Annotated in this window: 23 protein-coding genes; 14 read left to right on the forward strand and 9 right to left on the reverse strand. The window is 61.4% G+C overall.

Annotated features, from left to right (window positions below; all coding sequences use genetic code 11):
* The first annotated feature begins 8 nt into the window (after positions 1-8).
* Positions 9-707, forward strand: a complete 699-nt coding sequence (phoU, locus tag CHEJ32_RS0116240; RefSeq protein ID WP_028034728.1) for a phosphate signaling complex protein PhoU — start codon at positions 9-11, stop codon at positions 705-707.
* 95 nt (positions 708-802) lie between these two features.
* On the forward strand, positions 803-1,489 hold the full coding sequence (gene phoB, locus CHEJ32_RS0116245; protein WP_028034729.1) for a phosphate regulon transcriptional regulator PhoB: 687 nt from the start codon (positions 803-805) through the stop codon (positions 1,487-1,489).
* Here the strand turns inward: phoB and CHEJ32_RS0116250 are convergent.
* A complete protein-coding gene (locus CHEJ32_RS0116250; RefSeq protein ID WP_028034730.1) occupies positions 1,468-2,730 on the reverse strand; it encodes an ROK family protein in 1,263 nt (420 codons plus the stop codon). The genes phoB and CHEJ32_RS0116250 overlap by 22 nt on opposite strands.
* 293 nt (positions 2,731-3,023) lie before the next feature.
* Between CHEJ32_RS0116250 and xylF the strand changes: the two genes are divergently transcribed.
* The 3 genes from xylF (at position 3,024) to CHEJ32_RS0116265 (ending at position 6,272) form a co-directional block, all read left to right on the forward strand.
* Positions 3,024-4,067 carry a D-xylose ABC transporter substrate-binding protein gene (gene xylF, locus CHEJ32_RS0116255; protein WP_028034731.1) on the forward strand — a complete coding sequence of 348 codons (1,044 nt, stop codon included), beginning with the start codon at positions 3,024-3,026 and terminating at the stop codon, positions 4,065-4,067.
* A gap of 93 nt (positions 4,068-4,160) precedes the next feature.
* Positions 4,161-5,474 (forward strand): sugar ABC transporter permease, encoded by a 1,314-nt coding sequence (locus CHEJ32_RS0116260; RefSeq protein WP_028034732.1) that lies wholly within the window; start codon positions 4,161-4,163, stop codon positions 5,472-5,474.
* Positions 5,475-5,486: 12 nt separating this feature from the next.
* Positions 5,487-6,272: an ATP-binding cassette domain-containing protein gene (locus tag CHEJ32_RS0116265; protein WP_028034733.1), complete on the forward strand. Its 786-nt coding sequence runs from the start codon at positions 5,487-5,489 to the stop codon at positions 6,270-6,272.
* Between the two features lie 2 nt (positions 6,273-6,274).
* Here the strand turns inward: CHEJ32_RS0116265 and CHEJ32_RS0116270 are convergent, their stop codons facing one another.
* The 4 genes from CHEJ32_RS0116270 to CHEJ32_RS0116285 all read right to left on the reverse strand — a co-directional run bounded on the left by CHEJ32_RS0116270 (position 6,275) and on the right by CHEJ32_RS0116285 (position 7,942).
* Positions 6,275-6,580 carry a hypothetical protein gene (locus tag CHEJ32_RS0116270; RefSeq protein ID WP_028034734.1) on the reverse strand — a complete coding sequence of 102 codons (306 nt, stop codon included), beginning with the start codon at positions 6,578-6,580 and terminating at the stop codon, positions 6,275-6,277.
* A gap of 69 nt (positions 6,581-6,649) precedes the next feature.
* Positions 6,650-6,820, reverse strand: a complete 171-nt coding sequence (locus tag CHEJ32_RS27210) for a hypothetical protein (RefSeq protein ID WP_156936721.1) — start codon at positions 6,818-6,820, stop codon at positions 6,650-6,652.
* A gap of 35 nt (positions 6,821-6,855) precedes the next feature.
* A complete protein-coding gene (locus CHEJ32_RS26810; RefSeq protein WP_028034735.1) occupies positions 6,856-7,023 on the reverse strand; it encodes a DUF1328 domain-containing protein in 168 nt (55 codons plus the stop codon).
* 121 nt (positions 7,024-7,144) lie between these two features.
* Positions 7,145-7,942, reverse strand: coding sequence for a response regulator (locus CHEJ32_RS0116285; protein WP_028034736.1), 798 nt, complete (start codon positions 7,940-7,942; stop codon positions 7,145-7,147).
* Between the two features lie 206 nt (positions 7,943-8,148).
* On the opposite strand from CHEJ32_RS0116285, the gene CHEJ32_RS25075 reads away from it, so the two are divergent.
* A complete protein-coding gene (locus CHEJ32_RS25075; protein WP_034658639.1) occupies positions 8,149-8,352 on the forward strand; it encodes a NepR family anti-sigma factor in 204 nt (67 codons plus the stop codon).
* A 3-nt stretch (positions 8,353-8,355) separates the two neighbouring features.
* On the forward strand, positions 8,356-8,907 hold the full coding sequence (locus CHEJ32_RS0116295) for a sigma-70 family RNA polymerase sigma factor (RefSeq protein ID WP_028034738.1): 552 nt from the start codon (positions 8,356-8,358) through the stop codon (positions 8,905-8,907).
* Here the strand turns inward: CHEJ32_RS0116295 and CHEJ32_RS25080 are convergent.
* Both CHEJ32_RS25080 and CHEJ32_RS0116305 read right to left on the reverse strand, forming a co-directional pair.
* On the reverse strand, positions 8,890-9,306 hold the full coding sequence (locus CHEJ32_RS25080; RefSeq protein WP_051469711.1) for a response regulator: 417 nt from the start codon (positions 9,304-9,306) through the stop codon (positions 8,890-8,892). The two genes, CHEJ32_RS0116295 and CHEJ32_RS25080, sit on opposite strands and share 18 nt — an antisense overlap.
* Positions 9,307-9,513: 207 nt before the next feature.
* On the reverse strand, positions 9,514-10,566 hold the full coding sequence (locus CHEJ32_RS0116305) for an AI-2E family transporter (protein ID WP_245261145.1): 1,053 nt from the start codon (positions 10,564-10,566) through the stop codon (positions 9,514-9,516).
* A 213-nt stretch (positions 10,567-10,779) separates the two neighbouring features.
* Between CHEJ32_RS0116305 and CHEJ32_RS0116310 the strand changes: the two genes are divergently transcribed.
* The 3 genes from CHEJ32_RS0116310 to CHEJ32_RS0116320 are packed head-to-tail and all read left to right on the forward strand — an operon-like array spanning position 10,780 to position 11,797.
* The gene (locus CHEJ32_RS0116310) at positions 10,780-11,115 is read left to right on the forward strand and encodes a hypothetical protein (RefSeq protein WP_028034740.1); all 336 of its coding nucleotides are present in this window, start codon (positions 10,780-10,782) and stop codon (positions 11,113-11,115) included.
* Positions 11,116-11,128: 13 nt separating this feature from the next.
* Positions 11,129-11,566, forward strand: coding sequence for a hypothetical protein (locus CHEJ32_RS25085; RefSeq protein WP_034658628.1), 438 nt, complete (start codon positions 11,129-11,131; stop codon positions 11,564-11,566).
* 30 nt (positions 11,567-11,596) lie between these two features.
* Positions 11,597-11,797: a hypothetical protein gene (locus CHEJ32_RS0116320; RefSeq protein WP_028034741.1), complete on the forward strand. Its 201-nt coding sequence runs from the start codon at positions 11,597-11,599 to the stop codon at positions 11,795-11,797.
* A 30-nt stretch (positions 11,798-11,827) separates the two neighbouring features.
* Here the strand turns inward: CHEJ32_RS0116320 and CHEJ32_RS0116325 are convergent, their stop codons facing one another.
* The gene (locus tag CHEJ32_RS0116325) at positions 11,828-12,721 is read right to left on the reverse strand and encodes a diacylglycerol kinase family protein (protein ID WP_028034742.1); all 894 of its coding nucleotides are present in this window, start codon (positions 12,719-12,721) and stop codon (positions 11,828-11,830) included.
* 203 nt (positions 12,722-12,924) lie between these two features.
* Between CHEJ32_RS0116325 and CHEJ32_RS0116330 the strand changes: the two genes are divergently transcribed.
* The 4 genes from CHEJ32_RS0116330 (at position 12,925) to CHEJ32_RS0116345 (ending at position 16,103) form a co-directional block, all read left to right on the forward strand.
* The gene (locus CHEJ32_RS0116330) at positions 12,925-14,067 is read left to right on the forward strand and encodes a PRC-barrel domain-containing protein (RefSeq protein ID WP_028034743.1); all 1,143 of its coding nucleotides are present in this window, start codon (positions 12,925-12,927) and stop codon (positions 14,065-14,067) included.
* A 181-nt stretch (positions 14,068-14,248) separates the two neighbouring features.
* Positions 14,249-15,181 (forward strand): ring-cleaving dioxygenase, encoded by a 933-nt coding sequence (locus tag CHEJ32_RS0116335; RefSeq protein ID WP_028034744.1) that lies wholly within the window; start codon positions 14,249-14,251, stop codon positions 15,179-15,181.
* A gap of 2 nt (positions 15,182-15,183) precedes the next feature.
* Positions 15,184-15,816 (forward strand): alpha/beta hydrolase, encoded by a 633-nt coding sequence (locus tag CHEJ32_RS0116340; RefSeq protein ID WP_028034745.1) that lies wholly within the window; start codon positions 15,184-15,186, stop codon positions 15,814-15,816.
* Positions 15,813-16,103 carry a GNAT family N-acetyltransferase gene (locus tag CHEJ32_RS0116345; RefSeq protein WP_028034746.1) on the forward strand — a complete coding sequence of 97 codons (291 nt, stop codon included), beginning with the start codon at positions 15,813-15,815 and terminating at the stop codon, positions 16,101-16,103. The genes CHEJ32_RS0116340 and CHEJ32_RS0116345 overlap by 4 nt, the downstream gene beginning before the upstream one ends.
* Before the next feature lie 41 nt (positions 16,104-16,144).
* On the opposite strand, the gene CHEJ32_RS0116350 is transcribed toward CHEJ32_RS0116345, so the two are convergent.
* The gene (locus CHEJ32_RS0116350) at positions 16,145-17,119 is read right to left on the reverse strand and encodes a M91 family zinc metallopeptidase (protein ID WP_198023879.1); all 975 of its coding nucleotides are present in this window, start codon (positions 17,117-17,119) and stop codon (positions 16,145-16,147) included.
* Positions 17,120-17,156 lie beyond the last annotated feature (37 nt).

A 17,156-nucleotide genomic window follows, 5' to 3' on the forward strand; every position in this document is an offset into this window, starting at 1 on the left:
GCGGATTCATGGGCCAGCATACAGTCACCTCCTTCGATCAGGAATTGGAGCATCTCGACCGTCTGATCCGGGAGATGGGTGATCTCGCCGGCGCGATGACCCAGGCCGCCACGCGGGCGCTGCTTTATGGCGACAACGCCCTGGCACAGCGGGTGATCTCCGACGATGCGGTCATGGATGCCAAGCAGCGCGAACTCGACGAGAGTGCCATCACCCTTATCGCCAAGCGCCAGCCCATGGCGCAGGACCTGCGCGCGGTGGTCGGAGCGATCCGAATGGCGGCCGATCTGGAACGCATCGGTGATCTCGCCAAGAACATCTCCAAACGGGTCGGGGCTGTGGGCGGCAGCGCTCCGCGGGGGCTTACGCAGCCCATTGATACGATGGCAAGCATGGTTCTGGAGCAGGTTCGGGCGGTCGTGGATTTTTATGTTTCCCGCCAGGATGAGGCACTGGTCAAGCTTCGCGACGGCGACGAGAAGATCGATCTTCAATACACGTCTGTTTTTCGTGAGCTTCTCACTTACATGATGGAAGATCCGCGTAATATAACTGCCTGCACGCATCTTCTATTCTGCGCGAAGAACCTGGAGCGTATTGGCGACCATGTGACGAATATCGCCGAGAATGCCTACTATATCATAACGGGGATGCAGCTTCCGGTGCAGCGGCCGAAGCAGGACGAAACCCAAGTTGCGGCCAACTGAGCGCGACGCGAGCCGTGATGATCCGGCCAGATGGGCTCACACCCTTCGACCGTGCTTATGCATTTGCGACCTAGTCCAGGCGGAGTTGTAGAATGATCGCACCCAAAGTCATGGTCGTAGAGGATGACGAGCCTCTATGCGTCCTGCTTCGGTACAATCTGGAGGCCGAAGGCTATCAGGTCGAGATGATCACGCGCGGTGACGAGGCGGAAGTTCGTCTGCAGGAAAACGTACCGGACCTGCTCGTCCTTGATTGGATGGTGCCGGCCGTCTCGGGCATCGAGCTTTGCCGGCGGCTGAGGATGCGGCCGGAAACCGAGCGGCTGCCCATCATCATGCTCACGGCACGCGGCGAGGAGAGCGACCGGGTGAGGGGGCTCTCCACGGGTGCCGACGATTATCTGGTGAAGCCGTTCTCGACGCCGGAATTCATTGCCCGCGTGCGCGCGCTGCTGCGGCGCGCCAAGCCGGAAGTTCTTTCCACGGTGCTCAAGGTCGGCGATATCGTGCTCGACCGGGAATCCCACCGCGTCTATCGGCGCAAGAACGAGATCCGGCTCGGCCCCACCGAGTTCCGTCTGCTCGAATTCATGATGCAGCATCCAGGCCGCGTCTTCTCGCGCAGCCAGCTTCTCGACAATGTCTGGGGCGAGACGATCTACATCGACGAGCGCACCGTCGATGTCCATGTCGGCCGGCTCCGGAAGGCAGTCAACCAGGGACGCTTGCCCGATGTTATCCGCACGATTCGCGGGGCGGGCTATGCCATCCGGGAGAACTGAGCCGAGCGCTCTTTCGGGGACGGCTCGGCCTGCCGCGAAGTCCTGAGTCCGGGGGCGAAGACATCCCGGTCAAGGCCGGTCAAGGCCGTCATGGCCGCGCCATGCAGGATGAGCGGGGTCGCGCTCGGCAGTGTTTCGAAGGAAATCGCCTCGGCGTGTTGGCCCCCCGCCGTTTCGGCCAGCGCGCAGCGGATTTCCGGCTCCAGGATGTCGAAAGCCGCGGTGCCCTGGCCGACAATGGCTACGGGCGCGGGGTCGATGAGCGCGAAGAGATTGCCGAGGCCGTATCCCATCGCTCGTCCCGCCTCTCGAAAGGCCTGGCGGGCGGGTCCCTCCTCGCGGCGTGCGAGTTCCGCGAGCTTCTCCATCTCGCCGGCTTCGATATCGACAACTGGCTTTTCGTCCGGCCCTTTTCCGGAGGCGCGCCGCCATATCGCGTAGTTGCCGGCATAGGCTTCAATGCAGCCCCGGCGCCCGCAACGGCAGAGCGCACCACCAGGCTCGTGGACCATGTGGCCGAACTCCCCTGCGGACGAGCGGGTGCCGCTGAACATCTTGCCGTTCAGCATCAATCCCATGCCAATCCCGTGCGAAAGCAGAATCGCTATGAAATTGTCGCTGTAGCGCTCGGGGTTGAGCCAACGCAGCGCCACGGCCATCATGTTGCAATCGTTTTGCACCGGTGACGGTACGCCGAATGCGTCTTCCAGCGCGGGACCGAAGGGCAATGCGCTGAGCGGCGTAATCGGCGACCACAGGAGCTCGCGTTCGGCCGAATCCGTTATGCCCTGGACCGCGCAGGCAATGCGCAGGAACCCGCGCTGCCCTTGAGCAAGATCCCGCACCGCCGCGATGGTCGCGTCCAGAAGTTCGTCGCGGGTCATCTCAAGCGTGGGTATGCGGTGCTTTCGTATGGCGATTGTCTCACCGCGATAATCGACCAAGGCCACCGAAAGGCTGTTGAATGAGAGGTAGAGGCAGACCACCGAGGCGGCATCCGGGTTGAGACTGAGTGCCACCTGCGGCCGGCCACGTCGTAAGGGTACGGCGTCGCCTTGCCCCACCTCCCGCATCGTGCCTTCTTCGATCAGGCCTGAAGCAATGGCGGAAATCGTGGAATGGCTGAGCCCAGTAAGCTTGGCGATCTCCGTGCGCGAGGGCTGCCCCGATTGCCGCGCAGCAGCGATCACCAGGGCGCGGTTGCGCTTGCGCATTTCATCGTGACGTATGCCTGCGGTCACTTCTCTCCCCGGTGCCGGTAATTCCCTTACCGGCGTTGCACTTCAGTTGATATTGACACGGGCAGGTACCTGCGTCATTCTTTTTTTCGAGGCTCGAAAAAATGGGCCTCCCGGCATCGCAGTCCGGGATCGCATGGGAGCGGTCTCGAACGGCGGGGGGCCGGCGAGGATGGGCCTCGGTGTGAGATCGGATTGGACGTCCCGCTTGCATTGCACGGCGGAAGGAATGTCAAATCCTTCACATCGGCGCAAGCTAAACCGAAAGTCGCGCCACCCGGCGCTGGGAGGAAATCATGAGGAATACCGCGACCGCCGTCCTGGCGGGGATTGTCTTTTCTCTGTCGTTGTCGACGGCGGCGCTCGCCGAAGGCAAGACGATAGGCGTGTCCTGGTCGAACTTCCAGGAAGAGCGCTGGAAGACCGACGAGGCTGCGATCAAGGCTCAGATCGAAGCAGATGGGAACACCTATATCTCCGCCGATGCGCAATCTTCCCCGTCGAAGCAGCTGACCGATGTGGAGTCGCTTATCGCGCAAGGCGCCAATGCGCTCATCATCCTGGCGCAGGATGCTTCGGCGATCGGGCCCGCAGTGGAGAACGCCGTTGCCGAAGGCATTCCGGTTGTCGGCTATGATCGCCTGATCGAGAACCCGGACGCCTTCTATCTCACCTTCGACAACAAGGAAGTTGGCCGGATGCAGGCGCAGGCGGTGTTCGATGTCGCGCCTGAAGGGAATTATGTCTTCATCAAAGGCTCGTCGGCCGACCCCAATGCGGATTTCCTGTTCGAGGGTCAGATGGAAGTGCTGAAGGAGGCGATCGACTCCGGCAAGATCAAGAATGTCGGCGAGGCCTATACCGACGGTTGGCTCCCCGCCAACGCGCAGCGCAACATGGAACAGTTCCTCACCGCCAACAACAATGAGGTGGATGCGGTTGTCGCTTCGAACGACGGTACCGCAGGCGGCGCCATCGCCGCTCTGGAAGCGCAGGGCTTGGCGGGTTCAGTGCCCGTTTCGGGGCAGGACGGCGATCATGCAGCGTTGAACCGCATCGCGCTCGGAACCCAGACGGTTTCTGTCTGGAAGGACGCCCGAGAGCTCGGCAAGGCGGCAGCACAGATCGCCAACCAGCTTGCCGAGGGAACGGCGCTGGACCAGGTAGAGGGCGCGACCAAGTGGGCCGATGGCCCTAACAAGGTCGAGATGAATGCCCTGTTCCTGAAGCCCGTACCGATCACCAAGGACAATCTGAATGTCGTGATCGACGCCGGTTGGGTCTCCAAGGACGTAGTCTGCCAGGGCGTGCAGCCCGGCACCGTCGACGTCTGCGGGTGAAAAGCGATATAGTCGCGATCAGCGCCGCGGTTTGAGCGACCGCGGCGTTCGCGTACCGGTCCGGCCAGCGCCGGCCGGGCGGAGGAGACCAATATGACGGATGTGACCTCCAGCGCGCCCCCGCAGGGGGCCTCGGCGGTGAGCAGCAACCCGGCCCAGCGCTTTCTCAAGGCCACTGAACTCGACACGCGCATGCTCGGCATGGTCGGTGCGCTCGCCGTGATCTGGATCGGCTTCCACATCATTTCGGGTGGACTGTTCCTCACGCCGCGCAATCTCTGGAACCTGTCGGTACAGTCTGCGTCCGTCGCCATCATGTCGACGGGCATGGTACTCGTGATCGTCACGCGCAATATCGATCTGTCGGTGGGCTCCCTGCTTGGCTTCGTCGGCATGATCATGGGCGTGACGCAGACGGAGATCCTGCCGCAATGGCTCGGCTTCGGGCATCCGGCGATCTGGGTTGTGGCGCTCATCGTTGGGATCGCGCTCGGAGCGCTTATCGGAGCGCTCCAGGGCTACATCATCGCCTATATGGGTGTGCCGTCCTTCATCGTTACGCTTGGGGGTCTGCTCGTCTGGCGGGGTGCAGCCTGGTGGGTCACGAGCGGGCGCACCGTTGCGCCGCTCGATGCGACGTTCCGCCTGATGGGCGGGGGACCCGACGGAGCCATCGGCTCGTTCTGGAGCTGGGTGGCCGGCTTCATCGCCTGCATAGCGCTCGTGCTCATGCTATCTTATGGCCGCAAGCAGCGGCGCAAGTTCCACTTTCCGCTGCGGCCCCTCTGGGCGGAGGGGTTTCTTGCCGCTTTCGGTTGCGCTGCTATCCTGGGCGCGGTGGCCGTCGCGAATTCCTATCCCTGGCCAGCAGCGATCGTGCGGCGCTATGCTGAGGCCAACAATATCGCCATCCCCGAGGGTGGCTTGTTCATCGCCCATGGGATCGCCATTCCGGTGCTGATTGCCGTTGGCGTTGGCATCGTGATGACCTTCCTCGCAAACCGGACGCGCTTCGGCCGTTACGTCTTCGCGATCGGCGGCAATCCCGAAGCTGCGGTGCTCGCCGGCATCAATACCCGCTGGGTGCTGATGAAGGTGTTCATACTCATGGGCATGCTCGCGGCCATTTCCGGCGCGATTTCGGCGGCGCGCCTGAATGCGGCGACAAATGCGATGGGCACGCTAGATGAACTGCTCGTCATCGCCGCTGCGGTGATCGGCGGCACGTCGCTGGGAGGCGGGATCGGCACGATCGCCGGCGCCATGATCGGCGCCGTTCTCATGCAGTCGCTTGCCAGCGGCATGATCCTGCTGGGTGTCGATACGCCGCTGCAGAACATCGTGGTGGGTATCGTGCTCGTGATCGCGGTGTGGCTGGACACGCTCTACCGCAAGCGCGTGAAATAACGGGAGGATGCCATGGACAGCAGGACGCCGCTCGTCGAAATGAAGAACATCTCGATTGCGTTCGGGGGCATCCATGCCGTCGACAATGTTTCGGTCGACCTTTTTCCGGGCGAGGTCGTTGCGCTCGTGGGCCATAACGGCGCCGGCAAGTCGACGCTCATCAAAATCCTTTCGGGCGCGTACAAGCGCGACGCGGGCACGATCCTCATCAACGGCGAGGAGGCGCAGATCAATAATCCGCGCGATGCCAAGAAATACGGGATCGAGACGATCTACCAGACTTTGGCGCTGGCCGACAATGTGGATGCCGCCGCGAACCTGTTCCTTGGTCGTGAACTGAGGACCTCCTGGGGCACGCTGGATGACGTTGCCATGGAATCCGAGACGCGCAAGGTCATGGGACGGTTGAACCCGCGTTTCCAGCGCTTCAAAGAGCCGGTGAGCAGCCTTTCAGGTGGTCAGCGGCAATCGGTGGCGATCGCACGGGCGATCTATTTCGACGCGCGCATCCTCATCATGGACGAGCCCACTGCAGCGCTTGGGCCTCAGGAGACCGCGCAGGTTGGCGATCTGGTGCGGCAGCTGAAATCAGACGGGATCGGCATATTCCTCATAAGCCACGATATCCATGACGTGTTCGGCTTGGCCGACAGGGTCGTGGTCATGAAAAACGGCCAAGTGGTCGGAACCGCCCGCACCAGCGACGTCACCGAAGACGACATCCTGGGAATGATCATCCTCGGCAAATGTCCGCCCGGCGCTGTCCCCGGGCCAGGGGCGTTGCAGGTTGCCGCCTAGGTCTACTGAGCGCTGCGGGCGACCTTCAGCTCCCGATGGGATGTCGGTTCGACGGAGGCGATGAGGTCGCCATTTGGGTCAATGTGCCAGGCGATCTCCGCACCCTCTTCCTCAAGTGCAGGATTGAAGCCGATGCATTTGGCGAGGATTTGCGGAAATTGCTGAACATGGCGGCGCATCTCCTCCGGCAGGACGCTCTCGCATTCCGCTGCCTCCGCATAGAACGGCGCCGGCGCCGGCAGCTCGGTGCATTGATTGAGATCGTCGCTACAGCCGATGATGAGGAGCAGGAAAGCTGCGGTTTCCATGGCATTGTCCTTTCACCATGAAGAACCGCGGGCGGTGGTGTCAGGTTCCGGACACCACCGCCGAAGCGATCAAAAGAGGTTGATCACCAAGAGAACGCCGACAACCGCGGCAAGCAGCAAAATCGCAAGTCGAAAATATCCGAAAGGCCCATAATTCGGCCCGGGAGGAAGCGGGTCGCGCGACTCAATGTTGACCATGGCGATGCGCGCCGCGTCCTCGATGCCGTTGAGCATCTTCATCTGATCGCCTCCTGAAAAGCTGGCAAGTCTGGTGCTCAGCGTGCTCTGCGGAACAGCCCGAACAAGAGTGAAACGACCAGAAGGACGAGGAAGATATAGAAGAGGATTTGCGCTATGCCGGCCGAGGCGCCCGCTATTCCGCCAAAACCCAGCGCGCCGGCAATGATCGCAACGACCAAAAAGACAAGAGCCCAGTAAAGCATCGACGTCTCCCGTGTTTATGAGAGACCTTCGGCCTCTCTTCTCTGCGGGAGGAAAACGCCCGGCTGCAAGTGTTGGTTCCCAAAACGAAAAAGCCGCCCGAAGGCGGCTTTTTCGTGTCTCTTAAGCTGCCGCCGCTCGGGCCTGATGGTCGAAGAAGAGCGCCTGGCTGATAAGAGCCTTCACCATATCTGGGTTGAAGGGCTTCGTGACCAGGAACGCCGGTTCTGGTCTTTCGCCAGTCAAAAGCCGTTCCGGGAAGGCCGTGATGAAGATCACTGGAACAGGAGTCGTGCTCAGGATCTCGTTGACGGCATCGATACCCGAACTGCCGTCGGCGAGCTGAATGTCGGCCAGCACCATGCTCGGCCGTGTCTTCTCGAAAAGGGCGGTCGCTTCCTGGTGGGTGCGAGCCGTGCCCACGACGCGATGCCCCAGGCTCTCGACCAGCTCCTCAATATCCATCGCGATGAGCGGCTCGTCCTCGATGATCATGATGTCGGTTGCGACCTGCCGCGAAATTTCGTCGCTTGCCTCCCTCAAAAGCTCATTGAGCTTCTCTTCGCCCACATCCATGATTTCGGCGGCCTCGGCGGTATCGAACCCTTCGACCGCGACGAGGAGGAAGGCCTGGCGCGGCTGCGGGGCAAGGGCGGAGAGGTTTGCGACAGCGCGCTGCTCCCAAGCCGAAGTGGGCCTTACCTCAGGAACCCGGATCTCGAAAGTCCCGAACAGCTTCGTGAAAAGCTTGAACAACGCGATTCGGTCCGACGATGCCTCGGGAAAGATGGAGGTGTCGGCGATCAAGGCCTCCAGAGTAGCTGCCACCAACGCATCGCCGCTGCTCTGCGAGCCCGACACAGCGCGGGAGAACCGGCGCAGATAGGGCAAATGGGGAGCAATTCTTGCTGACAGACTCATGCTGATTTGATCTCCTTAAGAGAAAGAAGCCCTGGAATTGAGGCAAAGATATTGCGGTCAACGCGTCCCGGGTAAAAAAGTTCCTCAGGGGCGGGAACTTTTTTGGAGCTCCCCCGTTAAACCGAGAATTGTGATCTTGTGGGCGCAGGCGCGAAATGACGAGAATGTTCAAGGATGTGGGGCAGGATGCGGACGACGAGAGAGGTATGACCTATCAGAAGCTCGACAAGGGCAGGAGTGGCAAGCGCAATTCCGTAACCGATCCTCTGGGGCCTAATTCTGAAATAGGCCGGAAGCTTAGGCAATATTACGACGATTTGATCTCCGAGGAAGTTCCAGACCGTTTCAGCCAGCTGCTTAACCAGCTGCAGCAGCAGGAACAGCAAGGATCGACGGCGAAAGAGGATTAACCGATGTCGGCGTCATCGAGTTTCCGCGACGGTCTCCTGGCCGCAGTGCCTACCCTGCGCGCCTTTGCAGTCTCGCTCGCAAAGAATGCGGACCGGGCCGATGATCTGGTCCAGGAAACCCTGGTAAAGGCTTGGGACAAGCAGGACAGTTTCCAGCCAGGCACCAACCTGAAGGCCTGGCTGTTTACGATCCTGCGCAATGAGTTCTATTCGCAGATGCGCAAGCGGCGCCGCGAGGTGGAAGACAGCGACGGCAGCATAACCGCGCGCCTGTCGATCCATCCAGCGCAGGACGGATCTTCTGATCTGAACGATTTCCGCCGTGCTCTGGAGCTTCTGCCGGAAGACCAGCGCGAAGCCATCATCCTGATTGGCGCATCGGGCTTCTCCTATGAGGAGGCCGCGGAGATCTGCGGATGCGCCGTGGGCACGATCAAGAGTCGCGTGAGCCGCGCTCGCAGCCGCCTTCAGGAAATCCTGTCGATTACAGGTGAGGGCGATTTCGGGCCGGACCCGATCACCGCCCAGGTGACCAATTCACCCGCGGTGGTGTGAGCCGGTTCGCTCCACCGCGGTGAGCACCGCACCGACCAGCTCGTCGCCCGTATAGGGTTTTGACACGACGGGAACGTTGGGGAACTCCGCGAAAAAGGCTTCGCCGCTGGAATATCCCGTGGCGAAGACAAAGGGTATTCCGTGCTGCGTGAGCCGGCGCGCCAGTTCGGTCGTCCAGCCCCCGCCGACCTTTGCATCGAGGATAGCGGCGTCGGCGCCGAGCATCTGCGCCTGTGCCTCGACCGAATCCAATGCATCTGAGGACAGCTTGGTCTCGGAACTGATCGTCGCCACAGCGGCCGCGCCGAGGTCGTAGCAAAGCTGTTCGATGTCCATCGCGATGAGCGCCTCTTCTTCGACGAGAAGAATCTTCAGCCCCTCAAAAACTTTCTTCTTCAACCGGGTTCCCCGAATGACGCTCTTTGACGACGCTGTCTCACATCTATCCGGAACCCTGTCATTTAAAAAAGATAGGTTCCTCGTAATGTGCGCGTCAGCTACAGCGCCGTGCGTCCATTCGGACGCACAAAGGACGCTGTAAGTTATTGAATCGACGCATCGTGCTTTCCGGAAACTGATTCCAGTTTTCGGGCCGATGCTGTAGCCTCACGGCAGGCGCGAATATTGGCGTCGCCGTTCCTCCGAGAGGGCCCATTCAAATCCGGGAAGGATGTTGCGGGCGATCGCGAAGAACACCAGCAATGCAGGGATGGCGACGAAGCCGCCGATTGGTCCCCACAGCCAAAGCCAGAATGCGATGGAGAGGAACACCAGGAAGGGGTTGAGCGTCATGCGCCGGCCGATCACGCTCGGCGTGACGAACTGGGCTTCTGCGCCATGGATCAGGAGGAAAATGATCATCGGCAGGATGCTGGCCCAGAATGTGTCGAAACTGGCGAAGCCCACGACGACCAGGATCACCGCCATGGTGATCGGGCCGATATAGACGACGAAATTGAGAAGCCCGGCCATCGCGCCCCACAGCAGGGCCGAAGGAACGCCTATGAGCCAAAGACTGATCCCTACAGCGAAGCCGAGACCAATATTGATGATGGTGATGGCTAGGAGATAGTTGGCGACCAATTCCTCGACATCCCGGAAGATATGGGCGACGCGCCAGCGCAGCAGGCGGCCGGAGCATAATCTCAGGACTGTGAGGCGCGTCTGGTCTCGCGTGGCGATGAAGAAATAGAGGCTGGCGAGAAAGATCAGCACCTGGGCGATAAGTGCGGGTGCGAGCACGGCTACGCTTTCGACTGGCGACCCCTCTTCCACGGAAACCGTTACATCCGAACCTCCGGTCACTTTGCGGATCTCGTCGCGGATGCTCTGAACCATCTCCAATGGTTGGGACAGGCTGGAAAGCTGGAGCTGAAGCTCCCTCCACATCTCGGGCACGCGGCCCGCCCACGAGGTCAATGGTGCGGCCACGGCCGCGATCAGGAAACCCACCAGGAGGATAAAGACCACCACCGCCACCGCTGCTGAAACCGCCGGCGGCATCTTGCGGCTTTCCAGCCGTTCGGCGATGGGACTCAGCATCAGGCCGACCACGATCGCCAGTGCTACCGGTGCTGCAAGGAAACGCATCGCGTAGAGACCCGCGATTGACGCTACAATGGCAAGGGCGATCGTCGCGGCCTGCGCCCCTCTGGTCAAAACCGTATCCACGCCCGATTTTGCTGGGGTGTCTGCTGCAGGCGGCCTTCTCTTCTTCAATGCGTTGCCCATAACCGGTTCCGGCGTGAGATGCCTCAACGGCAGCGCATGAGGATGGTTCCAGAAAGCTCATGGGGAGGCATCGTGGGATCCGCAAACGGAACCTAGCCGGGGTTCGCGCGTTCCGCCGTCATATTGCGAAAGGAGTGGACCATGGCAACTGGCGCACGATCATCCAAGGACGAGGCCCAGCAGCGCGGTGCTGAAGCTCAACAGGGCGGCGCGGACGCGCAACAGGCGCGGAATGTGGATGCAGATATTCAGCAGCTTCGAGAGGATATTGCCCGACTCAAGGAACACCTGATGGAGGTAGGCAATCGTTCTATGTCCCGTGCGCGTCGTGCCGCGTGGGAGCAGGCGGACCAGCTGCGCGACAGTGCTGAAGAATTGCAGGACGATGTGATCGAGGCCGTGCGGGAAAAGCCGCTGACTGCGCTTGCCCTTGCAGCGGGCGCCGGCTTTCTTCTCGCCATGATGATGCGCCGCTAGGCGCGGTGCGGGAATGTTCGCTCGACTTATCGCCCTGCTCGCCACGGGTGAAGCGGCGGCAGTCAAGCGGCGAATAAAAACAGCGGTGATCTTCTATGCGGCCGCTGGTTTTTTAGGCCTCTTGGCAGTCGTTTTCCTGGCGTTGGCCGCCTATCTTGCGGCCGCGTCCCAATGGGGACCGATCGCGGCGGCATTGTGGTTTGGCATCGGCCTCCTGGTGCTGAGCGCGATTGTTTTCATCGCTTACAGGATAACGGCGCGGTCGCGCAGGCGGGCTGAAATGGGCAAGAGGGCCGAGAGCATGATGGTCGGTGCTTCGGCCCTCGCAATGCTGCCGAGTCTGGTGGGCAAGAAGCGCGGCTGGCTCACAGCCCTCACCGTTCTGGCCGGGCTGGCCGGTTATGCGGCTTACACAGAAATGACACGGCGGAGCCGCCGGGACGGCGACTAGCCGTCAGGCCAAGAAAGGACAAAGGAATCAATGGAACAGAAAGTGCCACCCGAAAAAGCACGCCAGGGGCGGGAAGGAATACCGGTCCTTCTTGTCTTGATCGGCGGTCTTGTGCTGGCCGGCATAATCTGGGCGATTGCCGAACTCTACGGCGTTTTCATTGACGAGCGCCAGCCCGTCGAAATGCCTCAGTCGAGCGAGCGCGTCCCGCTCCAGCAGTCGCAAGACTGAAAGAGCGGCCCGCGCCTGTTGGGCGGGCTGCTACTCTGCCGGGACAAGCACCTGCAGCGCCTTCGGCCAGAGCTCGATGTGATAGTCGCGCTCTAAAGGGAAGAGTTCGCCGTCGATGGCGCTCCTGAAACGCTTGCCTGCCGAGAGAATCTTCAGGTGCACCTCATGCGCTTCGTGGATCTCGACCTTGTTGTTCTCACGCCAGCGCCCGAGCGCCATGTTGATGAAGAATGCAAGCAGGTCCCATCTGTCTTCCGCTCGCGTGATGTAGATGCCGAGTACCCCGCCGTCCGGCTTCTCGGCATAGGGCAGATGGCCCTCTCCGAACAGGTTGTTGGTGATGCCGATCCCTGAAGTGCTCGTCAGCAGTTCGGCATCGCCGAATGTCAGCGCCACGTCGAGATTGTGGGGATTGCGGAAGGTGGCGAGGGCCGCCTGCGCCGATGCCAGCAGTTTGCCTAGCCGTCCGCGGAAGGGAATGCGCGAGCGCAGATGGATGAGCTGCGGATGCATTCCTATCGAAAACTGATGCACGAAGGGCCGTCCGTTCACGCAGGCCATGTCCACCCGCCGCACTCTGCCCTCGGCCAGCGCCGTGATCGCGGTATCGATGTCGAGCGGGATCGCGAGGCTGCGAGCAAAGAGGTTCATGGTGCCGGCGGGCAGAATGGCCAGGATCTTGTCCGTTCCGGCAATCATGCTCGCAGCGAGGGAGACGGTGCCGTCCCCGCCGCCCACGAGCACCACCTCGGACCGTTCGCAACTGTGCCGGATGGCGTCGGCGATTGCCTTCCCCTCAACCGCCGTCACGTCAATCGTATGGCCGGCCTGCGTGAAAACCTCCGTCAGGCGAGCTGAAACTGTATTCAGGTCCATTGTGCTGAGCGTTCCGCCGCCGCGGTTCAGCACGGCACGGATGCGCATCCAGGGATCCTTTTCTGATCTGGCCGTTCGACGGGAACAATGTACAGCGCGCCCCTTCCGTTCCCGGCTCCATAGCTCGGTTCACGGAACTGTTTCACCACATGCACGTTGTAGAAATGTGGTGGCCGCACACCCGCTCCTCACTGCCAGGTTCGGTCGGATGCGCGGCCATGTACAGCAAAACTGCACATGGAGAGCTTAACATGATCCGCACACTTTTGGCGACCACCGCGATTGCCACCCTCCTCGCCGGCGGTGCGCTCGCCCAGCAGACCACGCCGCCAACGACGGCTCCTTCGGCCAGCCCGGCTGACGGCCAGAACCAGCAGATGGTGGTTCACGCCGAGGGACATCTCGCATCCAACCTCATCGGAGAGGCCGTTTATAACGGCACCGGCGATGACGCGGAGGATATCGGCGACGTGACGGACCTCGTCATCGACAATGAAGGCAAGGTCGAGGCTATCGTTGTCGGCGTAGGCGGCTTCCTTGGCATTGGCCAGAAAGACGTCGCCCTTGAATACAACCTCGTTCAGTGGTCGCAGCAGCCGGATGGCGACCAGCGCCTTGTGGTCGAAACCACGGAAGACGCGCTGAGGGCGCAGCCGGAATTCGATCGCTCGGCCTTCAAGCCGATGCCAGCCGACGCGCAGGTGGGCGAGACGAAGCCTGCGACTGAACAGGACCTAGCCGCCGCTCCGGCACAGGACCAGGGAGCCAGTGACGACAACGCGGCCGGTGGTTCGACAGCGATGGCTCCATCACCAGATGCGGGCGGCGCGGCGAATGATACGGCTGCCAACCAGAACGACACCGCCGCCAATCAGACGGATAACCAAGCCGGTGGAGCCGCCGGCGGCGCAGTCGCAACGGCTCCGGCTACCGGCGCTGCCGAAAATCAGCAGGCTCAGCAGAACCAGTCTGCCGACCAGCAGGCGGCCCAGAACAACCAGACCGGCGCGGGTGAAGCAGCAACCGATCAAACCCAGACGGGCGCGATCGATCGCAGCACGCTGCAGCAGGCCGCCCCGGACCAGCTGACCGCCGAGAAGCTCGTCGGCACCACCGTCTATGGCGCTAACGAGGAAAATGTCGGCGAGATCGGCGACGTGGCCCTTACGCCTGACGGCAAGGTCGATGCGGTGATCGTCGACGTCGGCGGTTTCCTGGGCATCGGGGAGAAGCAGGTAGCGATCGCGATGGACAATCTCAACTTCATGACGAATGAGGACGGGGATCTCTATCTCTTCACCAACTTCACCAAGGATCAGCTCGAGGCGCAGCCTGCCTACGAGGAATCCAACTACGCGCAAAACCGCGATCAGATGCGCATGCGGGCGCAGTAACAGCGTATTCGCGCTAGCATCGCATGCCGGAAGGCCCCGCAACCGCGGGGCCTTTTCGCATCCGTCACTGTATCCGCCGGGAAGACAGTGCATCCTTTATGACGTATCTTCCGGTTTCGTGGCGGTGGCTCCACCTAGATGCCGATCGAGGGCGCAGGTGCGCCATCCGAAGGAGGCTGTTATGCTCAACGCAATTGAAGGCATCCACCACATCACGTCGATGGCGCGCGATGCCAACATCACCGATCAGTTCCACACGAAGGTGCTCGGCCTGCGCCGTATCAAGAAGACCGTCAATTTCGACGCGCCGGATGTCTATCACCTTTATTACGGCAATCGTGCCGGTCAGCCCGGCAGCGTCATGACCTATTTCCCTTTCCCGAACATCATCGATGGTGTTCGCGGCGCGGGTGAGGTGGGTACGACGGTGTTCTCGGTGCCGCAAGGAAGCTTGGATTTCTGGGAGAAGCATCTTGCCGAGAACGCAACCGGCGGTATCCGCAGAGAACAGGCTTTCGGAGAAGACCGCCTGTACTTCGACGGAATTGATGGTGACGGCTTCGCCCTTGCCGCGGTGGCTGGCGATGCACGCGAACCGTGGACGGATGCCGGCATTCCTGCCGAGCATGCAATCCGCGGTTTCCATTCTGCCACTTTGGTGCTGAACGATGCTTCGGCAACCCGCGAGCTTCTGCAACTGATGGGTTTTCAGGAAAAGGGCAGGGAAGGAAACACCACTCGCCTGGAAGGTGAAGGCGGGAACGGCGCGGCTGTCATAGACCTCGTCAGCGATCCATCTGCGAGGCCTGCCCGCCAGGGCGCCGGCTCCGTTCACCACATCGCCTTTGCCGTCCGGGATGCAGCGGCGCAGCGCAGCGTGCGCGAGACTCTTGCTCAGGAAGGCTTCCACATCACTCCGGTGATCGACCGCGACTATTTTCTCGCAGTCTACTTCCGGACCCCCGGCGGGGTGCTGTTCGAGATCGCAACCAACGAGCCCGGCTTCGCGCGGGACGAGGATCCAGATCATCTGGGAGAAGCGCTGAAGCTACCACGCCAGCACGAGCATCTCCGGCCCTATCTCGAAACCCATCTTCCGGCAATCGGGAGCTGATCATGACCGTCGATGCCTACAGGCATTTATCGGCGCCGGCCGGTCCCGGCCGGCCGCTTCTTTTCCTCTTTCACGGGACCGGCGGCGATGAGCGCCAGCTCCTGCCGCTTGCCCGTGAAATCGCGCCTTGGGCAGGTGTCGTCGCGCCCTTGGGCGACGTGAGCGAATATGGAGCGCCGCGCTTCTTCCGGCGGACCGGTGAGGGCGTCTACGACATGGGCGATCTTGCTCGCGCGACGGAGAAGATGACCGGTTTCATCCGCGCCCATATTGCTGAGCAGGAGCCGAGCGCGGTGCTCGGGCTCGGCTATTCGAACGGGGCCAATATCCTGGCCACGGTCGTCTTCGGCGATCCTGCGCTTTTCGATGCGGCTGCGCTGATGCATCCGCTCATCCCCTTCGAGCCGCATTTTGGCTCAGGTGAGGTAAAAACGCGGCTCCTCCTCACGGCTGGCAGGCATGATCCGATCTGCCCCGCTGAATTGACAACCAGGCTGGTCTCCTACCTGGAAGCAGCCGGTATCCGGACCGAGCTTGTCTGGCACGAGGGCGGCCATGAATTGCGGTCGAATGAGATCGAAGCTTCAAAAGAGTTTTTTGCCGAGTTTGATGGCGTGGAGGGACCGAAGGGATGAGCGATTTGCAGATCGAGCTTCAGGAAACGGGCAGCAAGGGACGTTACGTGCACGCCGTCGATGGCGAAGAGGCGGTGATGACCTTTGTCAGGATCGGCGACAAGCAGGTCATCATCGACCATACGGAAGTGCCGGCGCACTTCCGCGGCCAAGGGGTCGGGGAAGCGCTGGTGAGGCGAGCCGTCGAGGACGCGCGCAACGGCGGGTGGAAGATCAGGCCGCTATGCCCCTTTGCCGCTGCCCAGTTCCGCCGCCACAGCGAATGGGCCGACGTACTGGCCCATTAGCCGGGAGGAGTGCGGCGGCTCTGCCGCAAGCCGGAGATCTGCTAGAGCTCCGTCCGGCCGCCCGAGAGCATGGATCTTTGCTCCAGTCCAAAGCTCGCTCCGGGTCCGATCGCGGTGTCATCGTCGTATGACACCCAGTCGCCCGATGTGGCTGACGCACGCGGCTGGACGCCGATTTCGGATCGGAGCCGGTTTTCGCAAAGCTGCTCGTCCCTGAACATTCCCAGGCCGACCGTCCTGGCTTCCTCATGCAACAAGTGGGGAAATTGTGCCTGATCAGGGTCGGCAGCTTGAACAAGCACCCGCTCACCGATGACATTGTGATAGACGTGCACCAGTTCATGGAAGAGCTTCAGAACGTCGGAAATGCCCGGCGTGAGCCCGCCTTCAACCCCGCCATCATCCAAATTGCAATACAGGTTGGAATCCGTTCCCCTGCCGTTCGACGCTCCTTCGGGCGAACGCGGTTCAACGCCGAGGCGAGCATCGCGGAAGAAGACCGTCAGATGACGATCGTTTTGCTTCGAAGCCGCATCCAGGCACTCGAGCAACAATTTCCCTATCTCTGTCGCCTCGATTTGCGCCAGCGCGCGTTCAAATCGTTCGATTTTATCGGAAGCGGTTTCAGCAAAATGCATCCAGGAAGCATCGCGCAACAGGGCGACATCGGAGTTCCTGCGGACCTCTTCTATGTCCCGCTGCGGCTCGTCCTCGAGCGACAAAAGAGACAAATTGAGCGAAAACCGTGGTGTCGGCCTTGCTGTTCTCCCGGGTTGGCCATCGGTACCAGCGGGGGAAGGACTTCCCACGGAGCGTTCCGCCAGGCCAGCCGCCTCCTCGAGCATCACCTGGACGGGAATCATGTAGCTGCCGTCTTCCTCCAGGCTGGGCAAGGACTGAGCGCCTCTGGCAGATGCCGCCGTGCGGCTATTGCTGCCAAGCCTGTCGATTGAAGAAGGATCGGCATTTACGGAGTGCAGATCGGGCATCGATGAGAAACGGATGGAAAACGGCATGTTCGAATCCCCTTCGGAACAAATGACGACGCGACCA

Source organism: Chelativorans sp. J32, from assembly GCF_000518985.1.
Taxonomy (GTDB): Bacteria; Pseudomonadota; Alphaproteobacteria; order Rhizobiales; family Rhizobiaceae; genus Chelativorans.

Excerpts from the sequence above, each read along its gene's own strand:
- phoU (WP_028034728.1), top strand. The coding sequence starts at position 9 with ATGGGCCAGCATACAGTCACCTCCTTCGATCAGGAATTGGAGCATCTC.
- xylF (WP_028034731.1), top strand. The coding sequence starts at position 3,024 with ATGAGGAATACCGCGACCGCCGTCCTGGCGGGGATTGTCTTTTCTCTG.
- CHEJ32_RS0116260 (WP_028034732.1), top strand. The coding sequence starts at position 4,161 with ATGACGGATGTGACCTCCAGCGCGCCCCCGCAGGGGGCCTCGGCGGTG.
- CHEJ32_RS0116265 (WP_028034733.1), top strand. The coding sequence starts at position 5,487 with ATGGACAGCAGGACGCCGCTCGTCGAAATGAAGAACATCTCGATTGCG.
- CHEJ32_RS0116270 (WP_028034734.1), bottom strand. The coding sequence starts at position 6,580 with ATGGAAACCGCAGCTTTCCTGCTCCTCATCATCGGCTGTAGCGACGAT.
- CHEJ32_RS27210 (WP_156936721.1), bottom strand. The coding sequence starts at position 6,820 with ATGAAGATGCTCAACGGCATCGAGGACGCGGCGCGCATCGCCATGGTC.
- CHEJ32_RS26810 (WP_028034735.1), bottom strand. The coding sequence starts at position 7,023 with ATGCTTTACTGGGCTCTTGTCTTTTTGGTCGTTGCGATCATTGCCGGC.
- CHEJ32_RS0116285 (WP_028034736.1), bottom strand. The coding sequence starts at position 7,942 with ATGAGTCTGTCAGCAAGAATTGCTCCCCATTTGCCCTATCTGCGCCGG.
- CHEJ32_RS25075 (WP_034658639.1), top strand. The coding sequence starts at position 8,149 with ATGACCTATCAGAAGCTCGACAAGGGCAGGAGTGGCAAGCGCAATTCC.
- CHEJ32_RS0116295 (WP_028034738.1), top strand. The coding sequence starts at position 8,356 with ATGTCGGCGTCATCGAGTTTCCGCGACGGTCTCCTGGCCGCAGTGCCT.
- CHEJ32_RS0116310 (WP_028034740.1), top strand. The coding sequence starts at position 10,780 with ATGGCAACTGGCGCACGATCATCCAAGGACGAGGCCCAGCAGCGCGGT.
- CHEJ32_RS25085 (WP_034658628.1), top strand. The coding sequence starts at position 11,129 with ATGTTCGCTCGACTTATCGCCCTGCTCGCCACGGGTGAAGCGGCGGCA.
- CHEJ32_RS0116320 (WP_028034741.1), top strand. The coding sequence starts at position 11,597 with ATGGAACAGAAAGTGCCACCCGAAAAAGCACGCCAGGGGCGGGAAGGA.
- CHEJ32_RS0116325 (WP_028034742.1), bottom strand. The coding sequence starts at position 12,721 with ATGCGCATCCGTGCCGTGCTGAACCGCGGCGGCGGAACGCTCAGCACA.
- CHEJ32_RS0116330 (WP_028034743.1), top strand. The coding sequence starts at position 12,925 with ATGATCCGCACACTTTTGGCGACCACCGCGATTGCCACCCTCCTCGCC.
- CHEJ32_RS0116335 (WP_028034744.1), top strand. The coding sequence starts at position 14,249 with ATGCTCAACGCAATTGAAGGCATCCACCACATCACGTCGATGGCGCGC.
- CHEJ32_RS0116340 (WP_028034745.1), top strand. The coding sequence starts at position 15,184 with ATGACCGTCGATGCCTACAGGCATTTATCGGCGCCGGCCGGTCCCGGC.
- CHEJ32_RS0116345 (WP_028034746.1), top strand. The coding sequence starts at position 15,813 with ATGAGCGATTTGCAGATCGAGCTTCAGGAAACGGGCAGCAAGGGACGT.
- CHEJ32_RS0116350 (WP_198023879.1), bottom strand. The coding sequence starts at position 17,119 with ATGCCGTTTTCCATCCGTTTCTCATCGATGCCCGATCTGCACTCCGTA.